General features: G+C 74.1%; 21 protein-coding genes and 1 pseudogene. 8 read left to right on the forward strand and 14 right to left on the reverse strand.

All coding sequences use genetic code 11. The features are described from left to right. Positions 1-40 precede the first annotated feature (40 nt). Together ACIQD7_RS14490 and ACIQD7_RS14495 are read left to right on the forward strand one after the other, a co-directional pair. On the forward strand, positions 41-1,774 hold the full coding sequence (locus ACIQD7_RS14490; RefSeq protein ID WP_402441816.1) for an ABC transporter ATP-binding protein: 1,734 nt from the start codon (positions 41-43) through the stop codon (positions 1,772-1,774). Further along, the gene (locus ACIQD7_RS14495) at positions 1,774-3,702 is read left to right on the forward strand and encodes an ABC transporter ATP-binding protein (protein ID WP_402441817.1); all 1,929 of its coding nucleotides are present in this window, start codon (positions 1,774-1,776) and stop codon (positions 3,700-3,702) included. The genes ACIQD7_RS14490 and ACIQD7_RS14495 overlap by 1 nt, the downstream gene beginning before the upstream one ends. Positions 3,703-4,035: 333 nt before the next feature. Here ACIQD7_RS14495 and ACIQD7_RS14500 read toward each other — a convergent pair whose 3' ends face one another. The 6 genes from ACIQD7_RS14500 to ACIQD7_RS14525 form a co-directional block, all read right to left on the reverse strand. Further along, a complete protein-coding gene (locus tag ACIQD7_RS14500; protein WP_402442350.1) occupies positions 4,036-5,013 on the reverse strand; it encodes an RNA polymerase sigma factor in 978 nt (325 codons plus the stop codon). Positions 5,014-5,210: 197 nt separating this feature from the next. Continuing rightward, positions 5,211-7,100: a DNA primase gene (gene dnaG, locus ACIQD7_RS14505; RefSeq protein WP_402441818.1), complete on the reverse strand. Its 1,890-nt coding sequence runs from the start codon at positions 7,098-7,100 to the stop codon at positions 5,211-5,213. 26 nt (positions 7,101-7,126) lie between these two features. Continuing rightward, positions 7,127-8,389 (reverse strand): NAD(P)/FAD-dependent oxidoreductase, encoded by a 1,263-nt coding sequence (locus ACIQD7_RS14510; protein ID WP_402441819.1) that lies wholly within the window; start codon positions 8,387-8,389, stop codon positions 7,127-7,129. A gap of 149 nt (positions 8,390-8,538) precedes the next feature. Continuing rightward, the gene (locus ACIQD7_RS14515) at positions 8,539-9,861 is read right to left on the reverse strand and encodes a deoxyguanosinetriphosphate triphosphohydrolase (RefSeq protein ID WP_402441820.1); all 1,323 of its coding nucleotides are present in this window, start codon (positions 9,859-9,861) and stop codon (positions 8,539-8,541) included. A gap of 36 nt (positions 9,862-9,897) precedes the next feature. Next, positions 9,898-10,692, reverse strand: coding sequence for a sirohydrochlorin chelatase (locus ACIQD7_RS14520; protein WP_402441821.1), 795 nt, complete (start codon positions 10,690-10,692; stop codon positions 9,898-9,900). 226 nt (positions 10,693-10,918) lie between these two features. Next, positions 10,919-11,383 (reverse strand): GNAT family N-acetyltransferase, encoded by a 465-nt coding sequence (locus ACIQD7_RS14525; protein ID WP_121829489.1) that lies wholly within the window; start codon positions 11,381-11,383, stop codon positions 10,919-10,921. A gap of 86 nt (positions 11,384-11,469) precedes the next feature. Between ACIQD7_RS14525 and ACIQD7_RS14530 the strand changes: the two genes are divergently transcribed. From ACIQD7_RS14530 to ACIQD7_RS14540, 3 genes are all read left to right on the forward strand, one after another. Beyond that, a complete protein-coding gene (locus ACIQD7_RS14530) occupies positions 11,470-12,192 on the forward strand; it encodes an aquaporin (protein ID WP_402441822.1) in 723 nt (240 codons plus the stop codon). Positions 12,193-12,226: 34 nt separating this feature from the next. Beyond that, a complete protein-coding gene (locus ACIQD7_RS14535; protein ID WP_402441823.1) occupies positions 12,227-12,916 on the forward strand; it encodes a vancomycin high temperature exclusion protein in 690 nt (229 codons plus the stop codon). 104 nt (positions 12,917-13,020) lie between these two features. Beyond that, the gene (locus ACIQD7_RS14540) at positions 13,021-15,159 is read left to right on the forward strand and encodes a molybdopterin oxidoreductase family protein (protein ID WP_402441824.1); all 2,139 of its coding nucleotides are present in this window, start codon (positions 13,021-13,023) and stop codon (positions 15,157-15,159) included. Here the strand turns inward: ACIQD7_RS14540 and ACIQD7_RS14545 are convergent. The 5 genes and pseudogenes from ACIQD7_RS14545 to ACIQD7_RS14565 form a co-directional block, all read right to left on the reverse strand. Then, positions 15,125-15,514 (reverse strand): gamma-glutamylcyclotransferase, encoded by a 390-nt coding sequence (locus ACIQD7_RS14545; protein ID WP_391054022.1) that lies wholly within the window; start codon positions 15,512-15,514, stop codon positions 15,125-15,127. The genes ACIQD7_RS14540 and ACIQD7_RS14545 overlap by 35 nt on opposite strands. A gap of 24 nt (positions 15,515-15,538) precedes the next feature. Beyond that, positions 15,539-15,847 (reverse strand): annotated as a pseudogene (cutA, locus tag ACIQD7_RS14550) (divalent-cation tolerance protein CutA); the annotation flags it as partial. Beyond that, entirely contained in the window at positions 15,844-17,745 is a 1,902-nt protein-coding gene (locus tag ACIQD7_RS14555) for an ABC transporter ATP-binding protein (RefSeq protein WP_402441825.1), read from the reverse strand. The pseudogene cutA and the gene ACIQD7_RS14555, both read right to left, overlap by 4 nt. Continuing rightward, the gene (locus tag ACIQD7_RS14560; protein WP_402441826.1) at positions 17,742-19,475 is read right to left on the reverse strand and encodes an ABC transporter ATP-binding protein; all 1,734 of its coding nucleotides are present in this window, start codon (positions 19,473-19,475) and stop codon (positions 17,742-17,744) included. The genes ACIQD7_RS14555 and ACIQD7_RS14560 overlap by 4 nt, the downstream gene beginning before the upstream one ends. A gap of 12 nt (positions 19,476-19,487) precedes the next feature. After that, positions 19,488-20,102 (reverse strand): NADPH-dependent FMN reductase, encoded by a 615-nt coding sequence (locus ACIQD7_RS14565; RefSeq protein ID WP_402441827.1) that lies wholly within the window; start codon positions 20,100-20,102, stop codon positions 19,488-19,490. A 126-nt stretch (positions 20,103-20,228) separates the two neighbouring features. On the opposite strand from ACIQD7_RS14565, the gene ACIQD7_RS14570 reads away from it, so the two are divergent. The 3 genes from ACIQD7_RS14570 (at position 20,229) to ACIQD7_RS14580 (ending at position 22,538) form a co-directional block, all read left to right on the forward strand. After that, on the forward strand, positions 20,229-21,020 hold the full coding sequence (locus tag ACIQD7_RS14570; protein ID WP_402441828.1) for an aminotransferase class IV: 792 nt from the start codon (positions 20,229-20,231) through the stop codon (positions 21,018-21,020). A gap of 265 nt (positions 21,021-21,285) precedes the next feature. Further along, complete coding sequence (locus ACIQD7_RS14575; RefSeq protein WP_402441829.1) at positions 21,286-21,798, forward strand: hypothetical protein; 513 nt, start codon at positions 21,286-21,288, stop codon at positions 21,796-21,798. Between the two features lie 122 nt (positions 21,799-21,920). After that, on the forward strand, positions 21,921-22,538 hold the full coding sequence (locus tag ACIQD7_RS14580) for a class F sortase (RefSeq protein ID WP_161374379.1): 618 nt from the start codon (positions 21,921-21,923) through the stop codon (positions 22,536-22,538). A gap of 119 nt (positions 22,539-22,657) precedes the next feature. Here the strand turns inward: ACIQD7_RS14580 and ACIQD7_RS14585 are convergent, their stop codons facing one another. From ACIQD7_RS14585 to ACIQD7_RS14595, 3 genes are read right to left on the reverse strand one after another with little or no spacing between them, the layout of a single operon-like run. Then, positions 22,658-23,443: a TSUP family transporter gene (locus ACIQD7_RS14585; RefSeq protein WP_402441830.1), complete on the reverse strand. Its 786-nt coding sequence runs from the start codon at positions 23,441-23,443 to the stop codon at positions 22,658-22,660. A 37-nt stretch (positions 23,444-23,480) separates the two neighbouring features. Beyond that, positions 23,481-23,705, reverse strand: a complete 225-nt coding sequence (locus ACIQD7_RS14590; protein WP_402441831.1) for a hypothetical protein — start codon at positions 23,703-23,705, stop codon at positions 23,481-23,483. Next, positions 23,698-25,143, reverse strand: a complete 1,446-nt coding sequence (locus ACIQD7_RS14595) for a ferric reductase-like transmembrane domain-containing protein (protein ID WP_402441832.1) — start codon at positions 25,141-25,143, stop codon at positions 23,698-23,700. The genes ACIQD7_RS14590 and ACIQD7_RS14595 overlap by 8 nt, the downstream gene beginning before the upstream one ends. Positions 25,144-25,163: the final 20 nt, after the last annotated feature.

Below are 25,163 nucleotides of genomic sequence, written 5' to 3' on the forward strand. Positions count from 1 at the left end.
CGGTCGTAACGGCCCCGGGCCGCGGGCGATAGTAAGTCCCGTGCTCATAAGACTTCTCCAAACCCACCTGCGCCCTTACCGAAAACCCATCGCGCTGCTCGTGCTGCTCCAGTTCCTGCAGACCTGCGCGAGCCTCTACCTGCCGACCCTGAACGCCGACATCATCGACAACGGTGTCGTGCACGGGGACACCGGCTACATCCTCCGGTTCGGCGCCCTGATGGTCGGCGTCTCCGTCGTCCAGGTCGTCTGCAACGTCGGCGCCGTGTACTACGGCGCGCGGACCGCCTCCGCCCTCGGCCGGGACGTGCGCGGCGCCGTCTTCGACCGGGTGCAGTCCTTCTCCGCCCGGGAGCTGGGGCACTTCGGCGCGCCGTCGCTGATCACCCGTACGACCAACGACGTGCAGCAGATCCAGATGCTGGTCCTGATGGCGTTCACGCTGATGGTCTCCGCGCCCATCATGTGCGTCGGCGGCATCGTGATGGCGCTCGGCCAGGACGTGCCGCTGTCGGGCGTGCTGCTCGCGGTGGTGCCCGTGCTCGGCGTCTCCGTCTCGCTGATCGTGCGGCGGATGCGGCCGCTCTTCCGGACCATGCAGACCCGCCTCGACACGGTGAACCGGGTGCTGCGCGAGCAGATCACCGGCAACCGCGTCATCCGCGCCTTCGTGAAGGACGGGTACGAGGAGGAGCGCTTCCGGGGGGCCAACGCCGAGCTGACCGACGTGTCGCTGGCGACCGGCCGGCTGATGGCGCTGATGTTCCCGACGGTGATGACGGTCGTGAACGTGTCCAGCGTGGCCGTGGTCTGGTTCGGCGCGCGCCGCATCGACGGCGGCGACATGGAGATCGGCGCGCTGACCGCGTTCCTCGCCTATCTGATGCAGATCGTGATGGCCGTCATGATGGCCACCTTCATGTTCATGATGGTGCCGCGCGCCGAGGTGTGCGCCGAGCGCGTCGAGGAGGTCCTGGCGACCGACTCCAGCGTGGTGCCGCCGGCCGAGCCGGTGACGGCGCTCGACCGGCGCGGGCACCTGGAGGTCAGGGGTGCGGAGTTCCGCTACCCGGGCGCGGAGGAGCCGGTCCTCAAGGACGTCGGGCTCGTCGCCCGGCCCGGCGAGACCACCGCGATCATCGGCTCGACGGGCAGCGGCAAGTCGACCCTGCTCGGGCTCGTGCCCCGGCTCTTCGACGCGACCGGCGGCGAGGTCCTCGTGGACGGCGTGGACGTCCGCGCCCTCGACCCCGCCCTCATGGCGAGGACCGTCGGGCTCGTGCCCCAGAAGCCGTACCTCTTCTCGGGGACGGTGGCGACGAACCTGCGGTACGGGAAGCCCGACGCGACCGACGAGGAGCTGTGGCACGCCCTGGAGGTCGCCCAGGCCGCCGACTTCGTACGGAACCTGGAGAACGGCCTGAACGCGCCGATCGCGCAGGGCGGCACCAACGTCTCCGGCGGGCAGCGGCAGCGGCTCGCCATCGCGCGGACGCTCGTGCAGCGGCCGGAGATCTACCTGTTCGACGACTCGTTCTCCGCGCTCGACTACGAGACGGACGCCCTGCTGCGGGCCGCGCTCGCCGAGGAGACGGCCGACTCGACGGTGGTGATCGTCGCCCAGCGGGTGTCGACCATCCGGGACGCCGACCGGATCGTCGTCCTCGACGAGGGCCGGGTCGTGGGCACCGGGCGGCACCGGGAACTGATGGCGGACAACGAGACGTACCGGGAGATCGTGCTCTCCCAGCTGACCGAGGCGGAGGCAGCCTGATGGCCGGTCCTGGCGGACGCATGATGGCCGGTGGCGGCCCCGACCAGCGGTCGATGGACTTCAAGGGCTCGGGCAAGCGGCTGCTGAAGCAGCTGGCGCCGGAGCGCGGCGCGCTCTGGGTGATGCTGGTCGCCTGTGTGCTCTCGGTGGCGGCCTCCGTGATCGGGCCGAAGATCCTGGGCCGGGCGACGGACCTGATCTTCGCCGGGGTGGTCGGGCGGCAGACGGACCCGGGCGCCACAAAGGCGGAGACCCTGGCGGGGCTGCGCGCCGACGGGCAGGACGGCATGGCGGACATGCTGTCCGGGGTCGACTTCGTCCCGGGGCAGGGGATCGACTTCTCCGCCGTGGGCCGGGTGCTGCTCCTGGTCCTCGCGGTGTACGTGGCGGCGGGCCTGCTGATGCTGGTGGCCACCCGGCTCTCGATCACGGTGATCAACCGGACGGTCTACCGGATGCGGGAGGACGTCCAGACGAAGCTGGCGCGGCTGCCGCTGTCGTACTTCGACAGGGCCAAGCGCGGCGAGGTGCTGTCCCGGGCGACCAACGACATCGACAACGTCTCGCAGACGCTCCAGCAGTCGATGGGCCAGCTCATCAACTCGCTCCTGACGATCGTCGGCGTGCTCGCGATGATGTTCTGGATCTCGCCGCTGCTCGCCCTGGTGGCGCTGGTGACGGTGCCGGTGTCGGTGTTCGTGGCGGCGCGGATCGGCAAGCGCTCGCAGCCGCACTTCGTGCAGCAGTGGAAGTCCACGGGCACGCTGAACGCGCACGTCGAGGAGATGTACACCGGGCACGCCCTGGTGAAGGTCTTCGGGCGGCAGGAGGAGTCCGCGAAGGACTTCCGCGAGCAGAACGAGGCGCTGTACGAGGCCGGGTTCAGGGCGCAGTTCAACTCCGGCGTGATGCAGCCGGTGATGTTCTTCATCTCGAACATCAACTACGTCCTGGTGGCCGTGGTCGGCGGTCTGCGGGTGGCGAGCGGCACGCTCTCCATCGGTGACGTGCAGGCCTTCATCCAGTACTCGCGCCAGTTCTCGATGCCGCTGACGCAGGTGGCGTCGATGGCGAACCTGGTGCAGTCGGGCGTGGCCTCGGCCGAGCGGGTCTTCGAACTGCTCGACGCGGAGGAGCAGGAGCCGGACGCCCCGACGGGTGAGGAGCCGCTGGAGTCGCGCGGCCGGGTCGCCCTGGAGCACGTCTCCTTCCGCTACGAGGAGGACAAGCCGCTCATCGAGGACCTGTCCCTGACGGTGGAGCCGGGGCAGACGGTCGCGATCGTCGGGCCGACCGGCGCGGGCAAGACGACCCTGGTGAACCTGCTCATGCGGTTCTACGAGGTGACGGGCGGCCGGATCACCCTGGACGGAGTGGACATCGCGAAGACGTCCCGCGAGCGGCTGCGGAGCGGAGTCGGGATGGTCCTCCAGGACACCTGGCTGTTCGGCGGGACGATCGCGGAGAACATCGCGTACGGCGCGACGCGGCCGGTGACCCGGGAGGAGGTCGAGGAGGCGGCGCGGGCCGCGCACGCCGACCGCTTCGTCCGGACCCTGCCCGACGGGTACGACACGGTCCTCGACGACGAGGGGGCGGGGGTGAGCGCGGGCGAGAAGCAGCTGATCACCATCGCGCGCGCCTTCCTCTCCGACCCGGTGATCCTCGTCCTCGACGAGGCCACCAGCTCCGTCGACACCCGCACGGAGGTCCTGATCCAGAAGGCGATGGCCCGCCTCGCCCACGGCCGCACCTCCTTCGTCATCGCCCACCGCCTCTCCACGATCCGCGACGCGGACGTGATCCTGGTGATGGAACACGGCTCGATCGTGGAACAGGGCACCCACGAGGAACTCCTGGCCTCGGGCGGCGCCTACTCCCGCCTGTACGCGGCGCAGTTCGCGCAGGCGGTGGTGGAGGTGGACTGACGGCGGGGGCCCGTGTCGTACGTGGGGGGGGTACGGCACGGGTCGCCGTCGTTCTCGCCAGTGGGCGGGGTTATTACGGATCCTCAGGGTGGAGGGGTGATCGGGGCCCAGCACACGCAGGCAGTCGGGCAGCAACTCCTCCAGGGCGACGTCGAGCGCGGTGTCCGGCGGGACGCCGCGCCCGCTCCGTACCGCGGGTGCCCCACCCGTACCGAGGCGCGTGACGCCCAGCGGCCGTCGTGCAGCACCACGTGCAGGGCCGTGAGGACGAGTCGGGGGCCGATCAGGTACCCCGAGCCGTCCGGACCGCCCCTCCGCAGCCGGTTTCGGCGACTAGTCCAGGTAGCCCCTGAGCTGGTCCGCGTAGGCGTGGTCGCGGAGTTTGGCGAGGGTCTTGGACTCGATCTGGCGGATGCGTTCGCGGGTGACGCCGAAGAGCCGGCCTATCTCCTCCAGGGTGCGGGGGCGGCCGTCGTCCAGGCCGTAGCGGAGCTGGACGACCTTGCGTTCGCGTTCGTTGAGGGTGGAGAGGACGTCCTCCAGGTGGCGGCGCAGGAGGAGGAAGGCGGCGGACTCGACCGGGGAGGCGGCGTCGCCGTCCTCGATGAGGTCGCCGAGGGCGACGTCGTCCTCCTCGCCGACGGGGGTGTGCAGGGAGACCGGTTCCTGGGCGAGGCGGAGGACCTCCCCGATGCGCTCGGGGGGCAGGTCGAGCTGGGCGGCGACCTCTTCGGGGGTGGGTTCGTAGCCGCGTTCCTGGAGCATCCGGCGCTGGACGCGGACGACCCGGTTGATGAGCTCCACGACGTGGACGGGGACGCGGATGGTGCGGGCCTGGTCGGCGAGGGCCCGGGACATGGCCTGGCGGATCCACCAGGTGGCGTACGTGGAGAACTTGTAGCCGCGCGCGTAGTCGAACTTCTCGACGGCCCTGATGAGGCCGAGGTTGCCCTCCTGGACCAGGTCGAGCATGGTCAGGCCCCGGCCCACGTACCGCTTGGCGACGGAGACGACGAGGCGGAGGTTGGCCTCGATGAGCCGGCGCTTCGCGATCCTGCCGAGGACGACGAGGCGGTCCAGGTCGCCCGCGAGGCGGGTGTCCAGGTCCGGGGTGCCGGCCAGTTTCTCCTCGGCGAAGAGGCCGGCCTCGACGCGGCGGGCCAGTTCGACCTCCTCCTCTGCGGTGAGGAGCGGGATGCGGCCGATCTCGCGCAGGTACTGCCGGAAGAGGTCGGAGGAGGGGCCGTTGCCGCCGGGGTCCGGACGGCCGCGCGGGGCCGCCCGGACCGCGGGCTCCTCCGCGTCCTCCACGCCGTTCACGTCCTCGACGGACTCTGCCCGGTCCTGCTGGTCCTGCTGGTCCTGCTGGTCCTGCGGCACGGTCTGGGTCTGCACGGCGGGCGACCTCCAGGAGGAGCGGAACGGCACCGTCGTCCAGTGTGGGGTACGACACATCGCCGCCACGAGGGGCGTGCGGTGACTTTTTGAGTCCGCCGGGTGACCGAGCGTCAGAGCGCGGCGGCGCCGTCGTTCCGCAGGGACTGCCCGTACTGGGTGAGGACCCACAGTTCGTTCTGCACGGCCGCGACCTTCTCCGGGTCGCCGTTCGGGCCGAGGCGGGCCAGGGCGCCCTGGACGTCGCGGATGCGGCGGTCGACGGCCCGGAGGCGGACCTGGACGAGCTGGGCGCCCGCGTAGACCTCGTCGATCGTCTTGGCGAAGATCGTCTCGACGGCGAGTTCGGTGACGAGGGCGCGGACGGTGTCGTCGGGGGCGGCCGCGCGGACCGCGTCGAGGTAGTCGGCGGGGGCGCCGGTGGCGCCGCCCGCGTCCTGGACGCACTGGCGGACGGCCGCGTAGGGCGGGGCGGTGAACTCGTCGATGCCGTAGGCGTCGAAGGCCGGGGAGACCAGTTCGGGCCGCTGGAGGGCGAGCTTGAGGAGTTCGCGCTCGGTGCGGTGAGCGGGGCTGCGCAGGTTGAGCGCGGGGCCCGGCGGTGCCACGGGGGCCTGGATGCGGGGCGCCTCGCGGCGCGGCCGGCCGTCCGCCTGGCCCCGGCCGCCGCGGTCCCGCTGCCAGTGGGCGATCTGGCTGACCCGCTGCACGACGAACCGCTCGTCCATGATCCCGAGCATCCCGGCGAGTTGGACGGCGACGCCGTGCCGCACGGCCAGGTTCTTGAGCTTGGCGACGATCGGGGCGGCCTCGTCCAGGGCGGCGGCCCGGCCCGCCGGGGTCTCCAGGTCGTACCGCTTCACGATCTGGCGGAGGGCGAACTCGAAGAGCGGGGTGCGGGGTTCGACCAGGTCCGCGACGGCCTCGTCGCCCTTGGCGAGCCGCAGGTCGCAGGGGTCCATGCCCTCGGGGGCGACCGCGATGTACGTCTCGGCGGCGAACTTCTGGTCGTCCTCGAAGGCGCGCAGGGCGGCCTTCTGGCCGGCGGCGTCGCCGTCGAAGGTGAAGATGACGCGGGCCGAGCCGTTGTCCATGAGGAGGCGGCGGAGGATCTTGACGTGGTCGCCGCCGAAGGCGGTGCCGCAGGTGGCGATGGCGGTGGTGACTCCGGCGAGGTGGCAGGCCATGACGTCGGTGTAGCCCTCGACGACGACGGCCCGGCTGGCCTTGGCGATGTCCTTCTTGGCGAGGTCGATGCCGTAGAGGACCTGGGACTTCTTGTAGACCGGGGTCTCGGGGGTGTTGAGGTACTTGGGCCCGTTGTCGTCGTCGCGGAGCTTGCGCGCGCCGAAGCCGACGATCTCGCCGCCGACGTCCTTGATCGGCCACATGAGCCGGCCGCGGAAGCGGTCGATGGGGCCCCGGCGGCCGTCCTGGGAGAGCCCGGAGAGGATCAGCTCCTTGTCGGAGAAGCCCTTGCCGCGCAGGAAGCGGGTGAGGTGGTCCCAGCCGGCCGGGGAGTAGCCGACGCCGAAGTGCTCGGCGGCGGCCTGGTCGAAGCCGCGCTCGGCGAGGAACTTCCGGCCGATCTCGGCCTCGGCGGAGCCGAGCTGCTCGGCGTAGAAGCGGGCGGCGACCTGGTGGGCCTCGATCAGCCGGATGCGCTCCCCGCGCTGGTGGCCGGGGTTGTAGCCGCCCTCCTCGTACCGCAGCGTGATGCCCGCCTTGGCGGCGAGGCGCTCGACCGTCTCCGAGAAGGAGAGGTGGTCGATCTTCATCACGAAGGCGATGGTGTCGCCGCCCTCCTGGCAGCCGAAGCAGTGGAAGAGTCCCTTGCTCGGGCTGACCTGGAAGGAGGGCGACTTCTCGTCGTGGAAGGGGCACAGCCCCTTGAGGTTCCCGCCGCCCGCGTTGCGCAGCTGGAGGTATTCGGACACGACGGCGTCGATCGGGACCGCGTCCCGTACCGCCTTCACGTCGTCGTCGTTGATCCTGCCTGCCACGCGTGAAGTCTACGGGGAGGGAGTGACTACGGGAGCAGGCTCTCCAGGGGTACGGAGGGGTCCGCGAGGGCCTCGGGGTCCACCGGCGTCCGGGAACGGATGAGGTTCTGGATCGGCTCTGTGACGTCCCACACGTTCACGTTCATCCCGGCGAGGACGCGCCCCTCCTTGAGCCAGAAGGCGATGAACTCGCGCTTGCCGGTGTCGCCGCGGACCACGACCTGGTCGTACGAGCCGGGGGGCGCCCAGCCCGAGTACTCCATGCCCAGGTCGTACTGGTCGGAGAAGAAGTAGGGCACCCGGTCGTACGAGACGGGCTTGCCGAGCATGGCGCGGGCGGCGGCGGGGCCGCCGTTGAGCGCGTTGGCCCAGTGCTCGACGCGGAGCCGGGTGCGGAGCAGCGGGTGGTGGGCGGCGGCCACGTCCCCGGCGGCGAAGACGTCCGGGTCGGAGGTGCGCAGGGACTCGTCGACGGCGACGCCGCCGCCGTCGGCCCGGTCGACGAGGGCGAGCCCGGAGTTCTCGGCGAGGGCGGTGCGGGGGGCGGCGCCGATCGCGGCGAGCACGGCGTGCGCCGGGTGCTCCTCGCCGTCGTCGGTGCGGACGGCGAGGACCAGGCCGTCCTGGCCGACGATCTCGGTGAGCCGGGCGCCGAAGTGGAAGCGGACGCCGTGGTCGCCGTGGAGGTCGGCGAAGAGCTGGCCGAGCTCGGGGCCGAGGACCCGGTGGAGCGGGGTGGGGTCGGCCTCGACGACGGTGACCTCGGCGCCGTAGCCGCGGGCGGCGGCGGCGACCTCCAGGCCGATCCAGCCGCCGCCGGCGATCACCAGGTGCCCGTTGTCCCGGCCGAGGCCGGCGAGGACCTGGCGGAGCCGGTCGGCGTGGGCGAGCCGGCGCAGGTGGTGGACGCCGGTGAGGTCGGTGCCGGGCACGTCGAGGCGGCGGGGCTCGGAGCCGGTGGCCAGGAGCAGCTTGTCGTAGCGGATGACGGTGCCGTCGCCGAGGCGGACCGTGCGGGCCTCGCGGTCGATCGCGGTGACGGCCTGTCCGAGGTGCAGTTCGACGTCGTTCGCCGCGTACCAGGCGGGCTCGTGGACGAGGGTGCTGTCGCGCTCCTTGTCCCCGGTGAGGTAGCCCTTGGAGAGGGGTGGGCGCTCGTAGGGGTGGTCGCGTTCGTCCCCGATGAGGATCACCCGGCCGTTGAACCCCTCGGCGCGCAGGGTCTCCGCCGCTTTGGCCCCTGCCAGGCCCCCGCCGACGATGACAAAGGTCTGATCTGCGTCGACCACGTCGTTTCCTCCTCGTTGCGACCGGTTCCAACCTACGCCCCCGGGCGTTCTTCGGGCCGTACCGCCCCGGGGCCGCTGCGAGCGTCCCGCACGGAGCGGAGCGGCGGAAGAGGGCGGTGCGGTCCCTCACCGCGCGGGCGGGTGGTCCCTCACCGCACCGGCGGGTGGTGCAGGCGGGCGTGGAGGGCGCGGGCGGAGGCGTCGGTGAGGGAGGCGATCTGGTCGACGATCACGCGCTTGCGGGCCCGATCGTCGGGGGCCGCGTCGAAGGCGGCGCGGAACTGCGGTTCGAGTCCGTCGGGGGCGCGGGCGACGAGGGCCTCGGCGAGTTCGGCGACGATGATCCGCTGGTCGGCGCGGAGGGCCTCCTGCTCGGCGCGCTGCATCACGTACCGGACGGCGACGGCCTTGAGGACGGCGCACTCGTTGCGGGTCTCGCGGGGGACGACCAGCTCGGCGCCGTAGCGGGTGAGGCGGCCCGAGCCGTACGCCTGCCGGGTGGCGCCCTCGGCGGCGAGGCAGAAGCGGCCGATGAGCTGGCTGGTGGCGTCCTTGAGGCGGGCCTGGGCGACGGCCGAGCCGTCGTAGCCGTGCGGCCACCACTCCTGGTCGACGAGCCGGTCCAGGGCCTCGGCCAGCTCCTGCGGGTCGGTGTCCTCGGGGACGTAGCGGCCGATGGCGACCTGCCAGATGTCGGCGCGCTCGGGCTCGGCGAGGAGGAGGTTGGGGTCGATGTGCCCGGCGTGCAGACCGTCCTCGAAGTCGTGGACCGAGTAGGCCACGTCGTCGGACCAGTCCATGACCTGGGCCTCGAAGCACTTGCGGTGGGCGGGGGCGCCCCGCCGGACCCACTCGAAGACGGGCAGGTCGTCCTCGTAGACGCCGAACTTGGGCGAGCCGGGGTCCTGGGGGTGGCCGCCGCGCCCCCAGGGGTACTTGGTGGCGGCGTCGAGGGCGGCCCGGGTGAGGTTGAGGCCGACACTGACGAGTTCGCCGTCGGCGTCCTTGACGAAGCGCTTGGGCTCGATGCGGGTGAGGAGGCGGAGCGACTGGGCGTTGCCCTCGAAGCCGCCGCAGTCCTTGGCGACGTCGTTGAGGGCCTGTTCGCCGTTGTGCCCGAAGGGCGGGTGGCCCATGTCGTGGGAGAGGCAGGCGGCCTCGACCAGGTCGGGGTCGCAGCCGAGGGCGGCGCCGAGCTCGCGGCCGACCTGGGCGCACTCCAGGGAGTGGGTGAGCCGGGTGCGGGGGCTGGCGTCCCAGGCGTGGCCGCGGGTGCCGGGGGTGACGACCTGGGTCTTGCCGGCGAGGCGGCGGAGCGCGGCGGAGTGCAGCACGCGGGCGCGGTCGCGCTGGAAGGCGGTGCGGCCCGGCTGCTTGTCGGGCTCGGGGTCCCAGCGCTCGGTCGCGGCGGAGTCGTACCCGGGGGTCTCGGGGGTGTCGGTGCTGTCCTTGGTGTCCTTGATGCCTTCCATGTCCCCGAAGGTAACCGGAGGGGCCGACAGAAGCGCTCAGACGGCGGCGAGTTCCCGCCCGCGGACGGCGGGGGCGGCGAGGGCGCGGTCGTGGCGGTGGAGGACCAGGCGGGCGAGGGCCGGGTGGGCGCCGAGCGGCGCGGCGGCGATCCAGGGGGCGTGGGCGGCGGCGCGGGCGGCGAAGAGGCCGGGGGCGGTGAAGCAGGAGGCGACCGCGATCCGGTGGCGGCCCCGGGCGGCGAGGGCGGCGACGGCCTCGGGGACGGTGGGCGCGGCGGCGGAGGCGTACGCGGGGACGACGGGGACGCCGAGGCGCTCGCCGAGGAGGGCGGCGATGCGGCGGGTCTCGGCGCCGGAGCGGGGGTCGCGGGAGCCGGCGGCGGCGAGGACGACGCCGGCGGTGCGGCGGTCGTGCTCCCCCGGGGGCCAGCCCGCCTCGGTGAGGCGGTCGGCCAGGGCCTCGACCAGGAGGGGGTGGGCGCCGAGGGGTTCGGCGACGCGGGCCCGGAGGCCGGGTGCGGCGGCGACGGCGGCGGGCAGGTCGTGGGTGACGTGGTGTCCGGGGGCGAAGAGGAGGGGGACGAGGACCGCCTCCCGGCCCTCGGCGGCGAGGGCGGCGAGGGTCTCGTCGAGGAGGGGCGCGTTCAGCTCGATGTGGGCGAGGCGGACGTCGAGCCCGGGGCGGAGCTCGCGGACCCGGTCGAGGAGCCGGAGCAGGGTGGCGCGGGCGCGCGGGTCGCGGCTGCCGTGACCGACGGCGACGAGAGCCGCCGGGCGGGGGCCGGGGGCGGTGGCGGTGCGGGGGTGCGCGGGGGCGGTGCGGTGGTGCATGGCGGGTGTACCTCCTCGTGGGGCTTCCCCTGCGGGGCGCCGTACGGACGCACCTCGCCGAGCCGGTTCCCGAGCTGCTCGGTGATCCTGGTGAGCAGCTCGGCGGTGGTGTCGAACGTGCTGTCCGGCTCCGTCATGGACCGATCCTGCGGGTCCCGCGTTGCCTGCCCGTTGCGCGGGGGTCACGGCTGTTTTCCGCGACCTCACGGCCGCCGCGCGCGTCCTGTCAGGACGGTTCCGGGCGCCACGCGTACCGGACGTCCGGCTCGCGCTCCTCGTTGCGCGAGCCGTCGGTGTGCTCGGCGGCGACGAAGCCGTGCCGCTCGTAGAAGCGCCGCGCCGGGGCGTTGACCTGGAACGTCCAGAGCTCCAGGCCGGCCGGGCGGCGCCGCTTGGCCAGGTCCACGAGCCGGTCGCCGACGCCCCGGCCGCGCCACGGCGGGTCGACGTAGAGCTGGTCCAGGTCCTCGCCGTCGAGGACCATCACGGCGACGGGCGCGTCTCCGGCCGTCGCCACCCAGGTCTCCCGGTGGGGGACGAGCAGCTCCCGGAACCAGTGTCTGACCTCGTCGTCGGTGTGCGCCCGGCGCACGCCAGGGAGCGCCGCCGCGTAGGAGCGCAGCCAGACCTCGGCCGCCTCGGCGGCGTCGGAGCCGACCGCGCGGCGGACGACGAGATCGTCGGTCTTCATCGTGTTCACGGTCCGGATCGTACGGACCCCGCACCCCTCCCCTCCCCCCCTTTTTTCCTTCCGAATCACGGAATATCTTTTCCACCATGAGAATGTCCCCCGCGTCGCTCCCCCGGCGCGCCGCCGCCGAGTTCATCGGCACCGCCGCCCTGGTCGCCGTCGTCGTCGGCTCCGGCATCCGCGCCGACTCCCTCAGCCAGGACACCGGCGTCCGGCTGCTCGCCAACGCCTCCGCCTCCGCGCTCGGTCTGGGGCTGCTCATCGCCCTCATCGGCCCGCTCTCCGGGGCCCACTTCAACCCCGTCGTGACGCTCTCCGAGTGGTGGTCCCGGCGCCCCGGGAGCGGAGGGCGTGAGGCCCTCGCCTACATCGCCGCCCAGCTCGCGGGTGCCGTCGCGGGCGCCCTGCTCGCCGAGGCGATGTTCGGCCGGGCGCCCGGCGCCTGGGCCACCGAGCCCCGCTCGGGGCTCCATCTGCTGCTCGGCGAGGCCGTCGCCACCGCCGGGCTCGTCCTGGTCGTCCAGGGGCTGCGCCACATCGGCCGCCCCGGTCTCGCCCCGGTCGCCGTGGCGGGCTACATTGGCGCGGCGATCTGGTTCACCTCCTCCGGCTCCTTCGCCAATCCGGCGGCCACCGTCGGCCGTTCCCTCTCCGACTCCTTCACCGGGATCGCGCCCGCCTCGGTGCCCGCCTTCGCCGCCGCGCAGCTCCTCGGGATGCTGTGCGGCCTGGTCCTGGCGGGTGTGCTGTACGGAACAGACGGGGCGTCCGGTGAACCGAACCCGGCCGAGGCGCGTCGGACGGGGTGACAGCACACCCGTTCCCGTCCACGGAGGTTCCCGCATGCCGGCACGGTTCACCCGGTGGCTCCCCCGCACCGTCCGGGCCCGCCGCCGCGCCGTCCAGGCCGTGATGGCGGGCGCCGTCCTCGCCCTCCTGCCCGCGACCTGGATGCACACGGCCGCCGCGGGGAAGCTCCGCACCACCGCGGACGTGCCCGCCCGGGACGTCGCCGTCGTCTTCGGCGCCGGCCTGTGGAAGGGGCGCCCCACCCCGTACCTCGCGCACCGGCTCGACACCGCCGCCGAGCTGTACCGCACGGGCAAGGTGCGGGTCCTGCTCGTCACCGGCGACAACAGCCGGACCGCGTACGACGAGCCCAGCGCCATGCGCGCGTACCTCACCGAGCGCGGGGTGCCGGACGGGCGGATCGTCAGCGACTACGCGGGCTTCGACACCTGGGACTCCTGCGTCCGGGCCCGGAAGGTCTTCGGCGTCGACCGGGCCGTCCTCGTCACCCAGGACTTCCACGTCAAGCGGGCCGTCGCGCTGTGCGGCCGGGCGGGCGTCGACGCGTACGGGGTCGGGGTCGCCGAGCCCCACGACCGCACCTGGTACTACGGCACCACCCGCGAGGTGTTCGCGGCGGGCAAGGCCGCCCTCGACGCCGGTCTGCGGCCCGATCCGCACTTCCTCGGCCCGGAGGAGAAGGGCGTCACGGAGGCACTGGCCTCCCCGGACCCGACCCGCTGAGACGGGACCCCTCACCCTCCGCCGCCCGCCCGGCGGAGGGCATGGCCCCGCGCCCGTAATACGCCGCGCCGCCCCGCGTAACACTCCCGTCCCACGCTTGCGGCATGTCCGACGCCACCGCCGTCCCCACCCACTGCCCCTACTGCGCCCTCCAGTGCGGGATGTCGCTGCGTCCCACCGGCACTCCGGAGGCGCCCGCCGAGGTGGTCGAGCGGACCGATTTCCCCGTCAACCGGGGCGCCCTGTGCGGCAAGGGCCGCACCGCCCCCTCCGTGCTCTCCTCCCGGGTCCGGCTCACCGGGCCCCTGGTCCGGAGCCCTGACACGGGGGCCCTGGTGCCCGCGTCCTGGGAGGAGGCACTCGCCGCCGTCGCCGACGGGCTGCGCCGGACCCGCGCCGACCACGGCCCCGATGCCGTGGGGGTCTTCGGCGGCGGCGGCCTCACCAACGAGAAGGCGTACTCCCTGGGGAAGTTCGCCCGGGTCGTCCTCGGCACCTCGCAGATCGACTACAACGGGCGCTTCTGCATGTCGTCGGCGGCCGCCGCGCACCAGCGGGCCTTCGGCCTCGACCGGGGCCTCCCCTTCCCGCTGGAGGACGTTCCGCGCACCGGGTGCGTGATCCTCGTCGGCTCCAACCTCGCCGAGACCATGCCGCCCGCCCTGCGCTACCTCACCGAACTGCGGGAGAACGGCGGGAAGCTGATCGTCGTCGACCCCCGCCGCACCCGCACCGCCGAGCAGGCCGACCTGCACCTGGCGCCGCGCCCCGGCACCGACCTCGCGCTCGCCCTCGGCCTGCTGCACCTCGTGGTGGCCGAGGGGCGGGTGGACGAGGAGTTCGTACGGGAGCGGACCGCCGGCTGGGAGGAGGCCCGCGCCGGGGCCATGTCCCACTGGCCCGAGCAGGTCGAGCGGATCACCGGCGTCTCCGTGCCGCTGCTGCGCGAGGCCGTCGCCCTATTCTGCGGCGCGCCCACCGGCATGGTCCTCACCGCGCGCGGCCCCGAGCAGCAGTCCAAGGGCACCGACACCGTCGGCGCCTGGATCAACCTGTGCCTGGCCACCGGCCGGGCGGGCAGGCCGCTGAGCGGGTACGGCTGCCTCACCGGCCAGGGCAACGGCCAGGGCGGCCGCGAGCACGGCCAGAAGGCCGACCAGCTGCCCGGCTACCGCAAGCTCGACGACCCGGCCGCACGCGCGCACGTGGCCGGGGTGTGGGGCGTCGACCCGGAGTCGCTGCCGGGTCCCGGCCGGAGCGCGTACGAACTCCTCGACGCGCTCGGCGGGGACGTGAAGGCCCTGCTGCTGATGGGCTCCAACCCGGTGGTGTCCGCGCCGCGCGCCGCGCACGTCGAGGGGCGGCTGCGGTCGCTGGACTTCCTCGCCGTCGCGGACGTGGTGCTCTCCGAGACCGCCGCCCTCGCCGACGTCGTCCTGCCCGTCACCCAGTGGGCGGAGGAGACCGGCACCATGACCAACCTGGAGGGGCGCGTCCTGCTCCGCCGCCGGGCCCTCGACCCGCCCGCCGGGGTGCGGAGCGACCTGGAGGTGCTGCACGGGCTCGCGGGCCTCCTCGGACACGGGAAGGGCTTCCCGGCCGACCCCGAGGAGGTCTTCGAGGAGCTGCGCCGGGCCTCGGCGGGCGGCCCCGCCGACTACGCGGGCATCGACTACCGGCGCGTCGAGGAGGAGCGGGGCGTGTTCTGGCCGTGCCCGGCGACCCCGGAGGGCGCCGCTCCGCACCCGGGGACGCCCCGGCTGTTCCTGGACCGGTTCGCGACGCCCGACGGGCGGGCCCGGTTCGTGCCGGTGACGCACCGGGCGGCGGCCGAGGAGACGGACGCCGAGTACCCGGTCGTCCTGACCACGGGCCGGGTGGTGTCCCAGTACCAGTCGGGGGCGCAGACCCGGCGGGTGGACGAGCTGAACGCGGCGGCGCCCGGCCCCTTCGTGGAGCTGCACCCCCGGCTGGCCGAGCGGATCGGGGTGGCCGAGGGCGAGGGGGTCACGGTGGTCTCGCGGCGCGGCCGGGCCGTCGCGCCCGCCCGGATCACCGCGTCGATCCGGCCGGACACCGTCTTCATGCCGTTCCACTGGGCGGGCGAGGGCCGGGCCAACACGCTGGTGAACCCGGCGCTCGACCCGGTCTCCCGGATGCCGGAGTTCAAGGTGTGCGCGGTGCGCCTGGAGCGCGCGGGGAACGCCGCTACGGGCGGTCGAACCAGTCCCCGCTCTCGATGACCGGCCCCAGGGGCGCGTCCGGGCCCGCCAGGAAGACCCAGGCGGCCACCCGCGCCCCGTCCCCGGTCCGTACGACGTCCTTCGCCACCCGCTCGTACCCGACGGGCAGCTCCAGGCGGTCGAGGAGGCCGAACAGCTCGCCGTAGGCGCCGGGCGCGGGCGTGAGCAGGGTTCCGACCACCCGTCCCTTCGCCGCCGGGACGACGTACGGATAGCCGGGCCCGTCGTACAGGACCGCGCCGTGCAGCACGGCGTCCGCCTCGGCGCCGATCCGGCCCGCGAGGAAACGGTCGTGGTTGTACGCGCCCGGGCGGAGCGTCCCGTACACGAAGAACGGCAGCTCGTCGGAGACCACCGGGCCCTCGACCGCCGGGTCCGGCGAGGTCTCCCGCTCGACCCAGCGGGCGTACCCCTCGCTCGCCCGGACGGTCCGGGCGGCGAGGATCTCGGGCGTCTCGTAGTCGTGGGCGGCGAGGAGGTGGGCCTCCAGGGCCGGGTAGCGGGCCTCGGTGGTCTTGAACTCCACCTGCCACTCCTCGGTGGTCTCGATCGCGCCCCGCCAGTGGTAGACGGAGGCGACGGGCCCCGAGACCTGCGCGCAGGCGGCGAGCCGGGCCTCGACGGCGCCGCGCGCCAGGGCGTCGGCCTTGGCGCGCGCGTCGGTGGTGGTGCGGACGGTGACGATCACGTCTCCACCGTACGGGCGAACTGGGCCGCGTGCAGCCGGGCGTAGGCCCCTCCGGCGGCGAGCAGTTCCTCGTGGGTGCCCTGCTCGGCGATGGCGCCGCGCTCCATCACCAGGATGGTGTCGGCGTCCCGGATCGTGGAGAGCCGGTGGGCGACGACGAAGCTGGTGCGGCCCGCGCGCAGCGAGGACATGGCCCGCTGGACGAGGAGTTCGGTGCGGGTGTCGACGGAGCTGGTGGCCTCGTCGAGGACGAGGATCACCGGGTCGGAGAGGAAGGCGCGGGCGAGGGTGACCAGCTGCTTCTCGCCGGCGCTGAGGCCACCGCCGTCCTCGTCCAGGACGGTGTCGTAGCCGTCGGGCAGGGTGCGGACGAACCGGTCGGCGTGGGCGGCCCGCGCCGCCGCGACGATCCGCTCGCGGGAGACCTCGCCGGGGACCCCGTAGGCGATGTTCTCGGCGATGGTGCCGCCGAAGAGCCAGGTGTCCTGGAGGACCATGCCGGTGCGGGAGCGCAGCTCCTCGCGGGTCATCGCGGCCGTGTCGACGCCGTCGAGGGTGATCCGGCCGCCGGTCGGCTCGTGGAAGCGCATCAGCAGGTTGACCAGGGTCGTCTTGCCGGCGCCCGTGGGGCCGACGACGGCGACGGTCCGGCCGGGCTCGACGGTCAGGGAGAGGTCCTCGATCAGCGGCCGGCCGGGGTCGTGGCGGAAGGAGACCTCCTCGAAGGAGACCCGGCCGCGCAGCGGTTCGGGGCGCAGGGGCTCGGCCGGGTCGGGGGTCTCCTCCTCGGCGTCGAGGAGGTCGAAGACCCGCTCGGCGGAGGCCACTCCGGACTGGAGCAGGTTGGCCATGGCGGCGATCTGGGTGACGGGGCCGTTGAACTCGTAGGAGTACTGGACGAAGGCCTGCACGTCCCCGACGGTGAGCGTGCCGCTCGCGACCCGCAGGCCGCCGACCACGGCGACGGCCACGTAGTTCAGGTTGCCGACGAAGGTCAGGGCGGGCTGGATGAAGCCGGAGACGAACTGGGCGCGGAAGCTCGCCCGGTACAGCTCCTCGCCCAGCTCGTCGAAGCGGCGCACGGCCTCCTCGCGCCGTCCGAAGGCGACGACCTCGGTGTGGCCGGTGACCATCTCCTCGACGTGGCCGCCGAGCCGGCCGGTGACCGCCCACTGCTTCACGAACTGCGGCTGGGCGCGCCGTCCGACGAAGGCGGCGACGGCGAGGGAGACGGGCACGGTGACGAGGGCGACGAGGGCGAGCAGCGGGGAGATCCAGAACATCATCGCGAGGACGCCGACCAGGGTGAGCAGGGCGCGCACCATCTGGCTGAAGGCCTGCTGGAGGGTCTGGGTGATGTTGTCGATGTCGTTGGTGGTGCGGGAGAGGACCTCGCCGCGCGGCTGCCGGTCGAGGTGGGAGAGGGGCAGCCGGGCCAGCTTGTGCTGGGCCCGCTCGCGCAGCCGGTGTCCGGCCCGCTGGACGACGGCGGTGGCGATCCGCTGCTGGAGCCAGAGGAAGACGGACGAGCCGAGGACGACGGCGGCGGAGAGGGCGAGGACCCGGCCGACGGCGGCGAAGTCGACCCCGGCGGGGCGGGTGACGCCGGTGACGACGAGGTCGGTGGCGCGGCCGAGGAGGAGGGGGCCGAGGACGGAGAGGGCGACGCCGGTGGCTCCGGCGGCGACCAGGGCGATCAGCCGGGCCCGGTCGGGGGCGAGGGTGCGCAGCAGGCGCAGGCCGGAGGCGCGGAAGGAGAGGGAGCGTTCGAGGGAGGGGACGGCGAGGCCGGGGCCGCGCTGGGGCGGGGGGCCGGTGCGGGCGGGCGCGGCGGGGGGCCGGTCCCGGGTCCCGTCGCGATCGGGGGCCGGGTCGCGGGGCTTCGTGGTCGTGGTCACGCGGCCTCCTCCTCGGTGAGCTGGGAGAGGACGATCTCCCGGTAGGTGGGGTCGTCCCGCAGGAGGGTCGCGTGGGTGCCGGTGGCGACGACCCGGCCCCGGTCGAGGACGACGATCCGGTCGGCGTGGCGGACGGTGGAGACGCGCTGGGCGACGACGACCACGGTGGAGCCGGCCGTCTCCCGGGCGAGCGCGGCCCGCAGCAGGGCGTCGGTGCGGGGGTCGAGGGCGGAGAAGGAGTCGTCGAAGAGGTAGAGGCGGGGGCGGGCGACGAGGACGCGGGCGATGGCGAGCCGCTGGCGCTGGCCGCCGGAGAAGTTGGCGCCGCCCTGGGAGACGGGCGCGTCGAGCCCTTCGCCGAGTTCCCGCACGAAGTCGGCGGCCTGGGCGGTCTCCAGGGCGTGCCACAGCTCCTCGTCGGTGGCGTCGGGCTTCCCGTGGCGGAGGGTGGAGGCGATCGTGCCCGAGAAGAGGTACGGCTTCTGGGGGACGAGTCCGACGGTCCTGGCCGTGAGGGCGGGGTCGAGGGTGCGGACGTCGGCGCCGTCGACGAGGACCCGGCCCTCGGTGGGGTCGAAGAGGCGGGGCACGAGCCCGAGGAGGGTCGACTTGCCGCTGCCGGTGGAGCCGACGATCGCGGTGGTCTCGCCGGGCCGGGCGACGAACCCGACGTCGTGCAGGACGGGTTCCTCCGCGCCGGGGTAGCGGAAGCCGACGCCGTCGAGTTCGAGCCGGCCGGGGCCGTGGAGCTCGCGGACCGGGTGCGCGGGCGGGACGACGGAGGAGCGGGTGGCGAGGACCTCGCGGACGCGTTCGGCACCGGCCTCGGCGCGCGGCATGTGCATCAGGAGGAAGAGGGCCATCATCACGGACATGGCGGTCTGGAGCAGATAGCCGAGGAAGGCGACGAGCCCGCCCGGCTGGAGGGCGCCGGAGTCGATGCGGTGGGCGCCGACGTACACGAGGGCGACCGTGGTCAGCTCCCAGATCACCAGGACGACGGGGAACATGAGGGCCTGTAACCGGCCGGCCCGCAGGCCGACGGCGAACAGCTCGTCGTTGGCGGCGGCGAACCGTTCCCGCTCGTGCCGGTCGCGGACGAAGGCGCGGACGACCCGGACGCCGGTGATCTGTTCGCGCAGGATCCGGTTGGTCAGGTCGACGCGGCGCTGCATCCCCCGGAAGAGGGGCCTCATGCGCAGCACGACGGTGCCGACGGCCCCGGTCATGACGGGCACGAAGAGGACCAGGACGAGGGCGAGCGGCACGTCCTGGCGCAGGGCCATGGCGATCCCGCCGGCGCACAGGAGCGGGGCGGCGACCAGCATCGTCAGGACGAGGACGGCGAACGTCTGGATCTGCTGGACGTCGTTGGTGGTGCGGGTGATGAGGGAGGCGGCGCCGAAGCGGCCCCGCTCCCGGGCGGAGAACTCCTGGACGCGGCGGAAGACCTCGGAGCGCAGGTCGCGGGCGACGCCCATGGCGGTCCGGGCGCCGACGTAGGTGGCGGCGGCGGCCGCCGCGACCTGGAGGAGGGTCACGGCGGCCATCCGGGCGCCCCCGGAGAGGACCCGGCCGGTGTCCCCGCGCAGGACGCCGTGGTCGATGACCCCGGCGTTGAGGGCGGGCAGGGCGAGGGAGGCCAGGGTCTGGACGAGCTGGAGGGCGACGAGGAGGACGAGGAGGGGCCGGTACGGCCGGAGGCGGGGAAGGAGCAGCCGGAAGAGCACGGTGCCGCCTCCTCACGCGCCGTACGGGCGGACGGACTTGGCGTCCCTGAGGGCGTGCCCCCACCAGGCGAGCTGGTCGAGGAGGGTCTTGGCGGCGCCCTCGGCACCGGCCGGGTCCTTGTGCCGCCCGTCCTCGTCGAACTGGCCGTGGGCGTGGTGGAAGGAGACGGTGTCGCGGACGGTGACGGCGTGCATCTCGGCGAAGACCTGGCGGAGCTGCTCGACGGCCCGCAGGCCGCCGGAGATCCCGCCGTAGGAGACGAAGCCGACGGGCTTGGCCTGCCATTCGGTGGAGTGCCGGTCGATCAGGTTCTTGAGGGAGGCGGGGAAGGAGTGGTTGTACTCGGGGGTGAGGACGACGAAGGCGTCGGCGGCCTCCAGGACCGGGGTGACCTTGGCGAGTTCGGCGCGGACGGCCGGGGAGGGGTCGTACGAGAGGGAGGTGGGGAGGTCGATCCCGGCGAGGTCGACGACCGTGACGTCGAAGTCCTCGCGCCCGGCGAGGCGGGCGAGGAACCAGTCGGCGAGGACGGGGGCGAACCGGCCTTCGCGGTCGCTGGCGACGACGAGGGCGAGGGAGAGGGGGGCGGAGGGAACGGCGGGCCGTGTGGCGTCGGTGAGGTCCATGCCGGTGATCGTGGTACCTCAAGTTTGGTTGAGGTCAAGCGGTCGCCGGGAACGGGGTTTCCCGAGCCGCACGAAGCCGCACGAAGCCGCGCGGAGGGGGCCGGGGCGGGCCCCTACGGTGGGAGCATGACGACCCCTCCCGCCTCCCCCGCCGACGACCGCGCCCACATCGAGGCCGACGGCGTCCCGCCGGCCGATCCGGAGCTCCTCGGCGCCCTCATGAGCGGCTACGGCCACTTCACGGCGATGCAGGTGCGGGACGGCCGCGTGAAGGGGCTCGGGCTCCACCTGGAACGGCTCGACCGCTCGACCCGCGAGCTCTTCGGCCGGGGACTGGACGGCGGACGGGTCCGGGAGCTGGTGGCCGGGGCCCTGGAGAACGCCGGGCGGCGGGACGCCTCGGTCAGGGTGTACGTGTACGAGGGACCCCGTACGGTCGTGACCGTCCGCGCCCCGGCCCCGGACGGCCCCGGCGCCCCGCAGCGCCTGAAGAGCGTGGCGTACGGGCGTCCGGCCGCACACCTCAAGCACCTGGGCGGCTTCGGGCAGCGGTACCACGGCGAGGCGGCCCGGCGCGCGGGCTACGACGAGGCCCTGCTGACCTCCCCGGCGGGCGAGGTCTCCGAGGGAGCGGTCTCCAACATCGCCTTCTGGGACGGCACTTCGCTGGTGTGGCCGTCGGCGCACTGCCTCCACGGCATCACCATGGCCCTCCTGGAGCCGCGCCTGGGTTCGGTCCGGCGACCGGTCCTCCTGGCCGACCTCTCCCGCTACCGGGCCGCGTTCACGACCAGCTCGCGGACGATCGCACCCGTGACGGCGGTCGACGGGGTGGCGTTCGCGGTGGACGAGGAGCTGATGGAACGGGTGCGGGCGGCGTACGACGGCGTGCCGCCGGAGGAGCTGCGGGCCCGGTAGCGCCGGCGGCGCGGCCGCACCCCGGCCCCCTCGCCGTCACCCGTTCGGCACGACCCGACCGGCAGCGTCACGAAAACGCCTTCTACCTGCGCAAACGTCCGGAATCCAGTCGACACGCCGTGCCGGAAGGGCCTTTTCTGATGGCTCATCAGCAGGCGGCGGGCGCGTGGTGGGCTTTGTCTCGGTCGCAGAAGGTCCGGATCCGGGAAGTCCCTCCCGGGAGGACCGCCCCGGCATGACCGTTCGCGCGCTCCGGAGGACCCCCATGCGCACCACTGCCCGCCTGCTCACCGGTACCGCGCTGACGGTCGCCGCGATCGGGGCGTTCGCCGTCCCGGCGGCGCACGCCGGTGACGAGTGGAACGAATCCCTCGAAATCTATCCGTCGTCCGCGTCCCCGGGCACCACGGTCACCGTGAACACCCTCGCCTGCGGCAAGAACGGGCGGGGCGTCGGCGACGCGAACTCGCTCGGCGCGGGCGACTTCCACCTGAAGCCGAGCACGCACAAGGAGGTCGTGGTCGGCCAGTTCACCGTGCCCCAGCACGCCAAGGCCGGCACGTACGGGATCAGCGTGGCCTGCGACAACGGCAAGACGGCCCGGGGCGACCTGACCGTCACGCACCGGCGTCCCAGCGGCCACGTCCAGACGGGTGTCGGGGGCAGCGTCGGCCCCGACACCACCCAGGTCGCGGCGGGCGCGGCGGTGCTGGCCGCGACCGCCGTCGGTGGTGCCTGGTTCCTGCGCCGCCGGGCGAGCGGCGCGCGGGGGCACTGAGGCACCGCCCCGTCCTGCCCCCGCCGCGCGCCCCCACGGGCCCGGCGGGGGCAGGACCACATCCCGGCACGTTCCGGCGGCGCGCCGGGGAGCGGCTCATCGAGAAGACGGAAGGGATCCAGGTGAGCAACAGGAGCAAGGGCTGGGCCTTGGCGGTGGCCGCCTGCGTGGGTCTCTGGCTCGTCCAGAACGGCTCGGAGAACGTCACCCCGCCCGTGCCGTCCGCCGCCCAGGCCTTCGCCGCCGGGCCGAGCGTCCACACCGACGCCGCCGCCGACCCGCTGCCGCCCTCGGCGCCCGTACGGCTGCGCATCCCCGAGACCGACGTGGACACCCCGATGACGGGGCTGGGCCTGGCGGCGGACGGCACCCTCGAAGTGCCGCCGGCCGGGGACCGGAACCTGGCGGGCTGGTACGAGGGCGGCACCACGCCCGGCGCGAAGGGCACGGCGGTCGTCGCGGGCCACGTCGACAACGCGGACGGGCCCGCCGTCTTCTACACCCTCGGGGCGCTCAAGAAGGGCCACCGGATCGAGGTGGACCGGGAGGACGGGCGCACCGCCGTGTTCACGGTCGACGCGGTCGAGGTGTACGAGAACGACGCCTTCCCGAGCGGCAAGGTGTACGACGAGGCGGACCGGGCCGAGATCCGGGTGATCACCTGCGGCGGCGGCTTCTCGAAGAAGAACGGCTACCAGGGGAACGTGGTCGCCTTCGGGCACCTCATCGGCGTCAAGTAGCCCGGCCCCGGCGGCTCACGCCCGCGGAGCGAACCGGCGCCTCACGCCCGCGGAGCGAACCGGCGCCTCACGCCCATGGAGCGAACCGGCGGCTCGCCCCCACGGGCCGAACCCGCGCCTCACGCCCACTGGTCGAAGGCGAGCTTCGCGACCAGGGAGAGCACGACCACCAGCAGCACGCCCCGGACGAACTCCGCGCCCTTGCTCAGCGCCATCCGGGCGCCGACCGTCCCGCCGACCAGGTTGAAGACCGCCATGACGGCGGCGAGCTGCCAGTACACCGTGCCCTGGTACGCGAACATCGCGAGGGCGCCCGCGTTGGTGCAGACGTTGACGATCTTGGCGGTGGCGGAGGCGGTCACCAGGTCGAGGTGGAGGACGGCGGTCAGGGCGAGGACCAGGAAGGTGCCGGTGCCCGGCCCGAACAGGCCGTCGTAGAAGCCGATCCCGCCGCCGACGACCACGATCGCGGTGACGATCCGGGCCCGGGTCAGCGGCGCCCGCTCCGCCCCCTCGGCCCGTACGCCGAAGGAGGGCCGGAGCATCACGAAGGCCGCCACCCCGAGCAGCACCACCATGATCACCGGGCGCAGCACGTCGCTGCTGATCCCGGCGGCGAAGAAGGCGCCCGCCATGGAGCCGGCGAGGGCCGCCAAGCCGATCCGCACCGCCGTCAGGACCTGGACGGGCGCCCTGCGGACATAGGTGACGGCGGCCCCGGTGGTGCCGACGATGGCGACGGCCTTGTTCGTGCCGAGGACCTGCGCGGCCGGGACGTGCGGGAGCCCGAGCAGCAGAGCGGGCAGCAGGAGCAGCCCGCCGCCGCCCACCACGGCGTCGATCCAGCCCGCGACGAGCGCGGCGAGGCAGAGCAGGACGAGCGTGGTCAGCGATATCTCGGGCATGACCGTGAGCCTAGGGACGTGATCGTTGGCCCGTCCATCAATCCCGGGAGAGTTGAGCTACGTCAGAGCTTGCCGTGCCCGGCGGGCGGTCGGGCGCGGGCGGGGCGGCCGGGGTGACGGCGGCGGTGAGCAGGGTCGCGGCGAGCGCCCCGGCGCCGAGCAGCCCGGCGGCGAGCCGCCGCCGGGCCCGCTCCACCGGGGAGGACGGGGCGCCGTGCCTGGCCGAAGCCCTGACGGAAGTCCTGGTCGCGGGTCTACGCATGGTCGAAGTCCTCGCTGTGGATGCGGGAGGCCGGCACCCCGGCCCGGCGCAGGGAGGCGGTCGCGGCCCGGGCCATCGCGGGCGGGCCGCACAGGTACACGTCGTGGGCGGCGAGATCGGGCACGAGGTTGCGCAGGGTGCGCGGGGCGAGCGGAGCGAGATGGGGGCACCCCCGGCCGCAGGCTGGGGGAGGGTCGAAGGAGCCGTCGGAGGGGCCGAGGAGGAAGTGGAGGGAGGCCCGGCGTTCGCGGGCGATGGACTCCAGCTCCTCGCGCAGGACGACGGCGGAGGCGTCCGACGCGCGGTAGAGGAGGGTGACGTCGCCGGGCCCGCCGGGCAGCGTCTCGAAGAGGGCCCGCAGCGGGGTGATGCCGACCCCGCCCGCGAGCAGCAGGACCTTGCGGCGGGTGCGGCGGTGGGCGGTGAGCGCCCCGAAGGGCCCGGAGGCGAGGACGCGGGTGCCGGGGCGGAGCCGCCGGACCCGGCGGGTGTGGTCGCCGAGCGCCTTGACGGTGATCCGCAGGGTGTCGTCGCGGACGGGCGCGGAGAGCGAGAAGGGGAGGGCGGTGGCCCACAGGCCGCGCCGCAGGAAGCGCCAGCGGAAGAACTGGCCCGGTTCGGCGCGCAGTTGGTCCACGCCCTTTCCCCGGACCAGGACCGAGACGACCCCGGGCCCCTCGTCGCGGACCTCGGCGACCCGCAGGTCGTGGCGGAGCGCGGCGCGGGCGGGGACGACGAGCCGGTACCAGAGGAGGAGGACGGCGACGGTGGCGTGCGCCATGGACCAGAGCCAGCGGGTGAGCAGGCCCCCGGCGATGTCGGGGCCCGCGAGCTGGTGGACGAAGCCGAGCGCGGCGGCGAGCAGGGCGCCGAGGTGGACGGCCCGCCAGGTCTCGTGCCGGAGCCTGCGGCGTACGGAACGGGCGGAGGTGATCCCGACGGCGGCGAACAGGGCGGTCCCGGCGGTGGCGGCGGCGATCGCCCCGTACGACAGCAGGTCCCCGGTGGCGGTGACCAGGTCGGCGTGGGTGTGGACGGCGTGGCCGCAGAGGGCGAGGACGGCGTGGGCGGCGATCAGGCCGAGGACGTACCGGCCGCCGAGACCGTGCCAGCGGGCGAGCCGGTCGGCGCCGACGCCGTGCTCGACGGCCGGGACCCGGGCCATGAGGAGCAGCAGGACGAGGACGCCGTATCCGCCGAGGAGGCCGGTGAGGTGGGCGCCGGAGGCGAAGAGGACGTCGAGCCGGGCGGAGGGCCGGGCCTGGAGGCCCCAGAGGAGGCCGACGGCCCCGGCCCCCGCGACGATGCCGGTCCGCAGCCGCTCGGGGGCGAGCCGGAGGGCGGGGACGGGCGGGGCCGGAGGACGCCGGCGGCGGGGACCGGCGGTCTGCGGCACGGTGAGGGGTACGTAGAGAGGGTGGCTGGCCTCGGTGGTCACATCCGGCACCCTAGGTCCGC

The sequence above is a fragment of the Streptomyces sp. NPDC093071 genome (assembly GCF_044754545.1).
Taxonomy (GTDB): Bacteria; Actinomycetota; Actinomycetes; order Streptomycetales; family Streptomycetaceae; genus Streptomyces.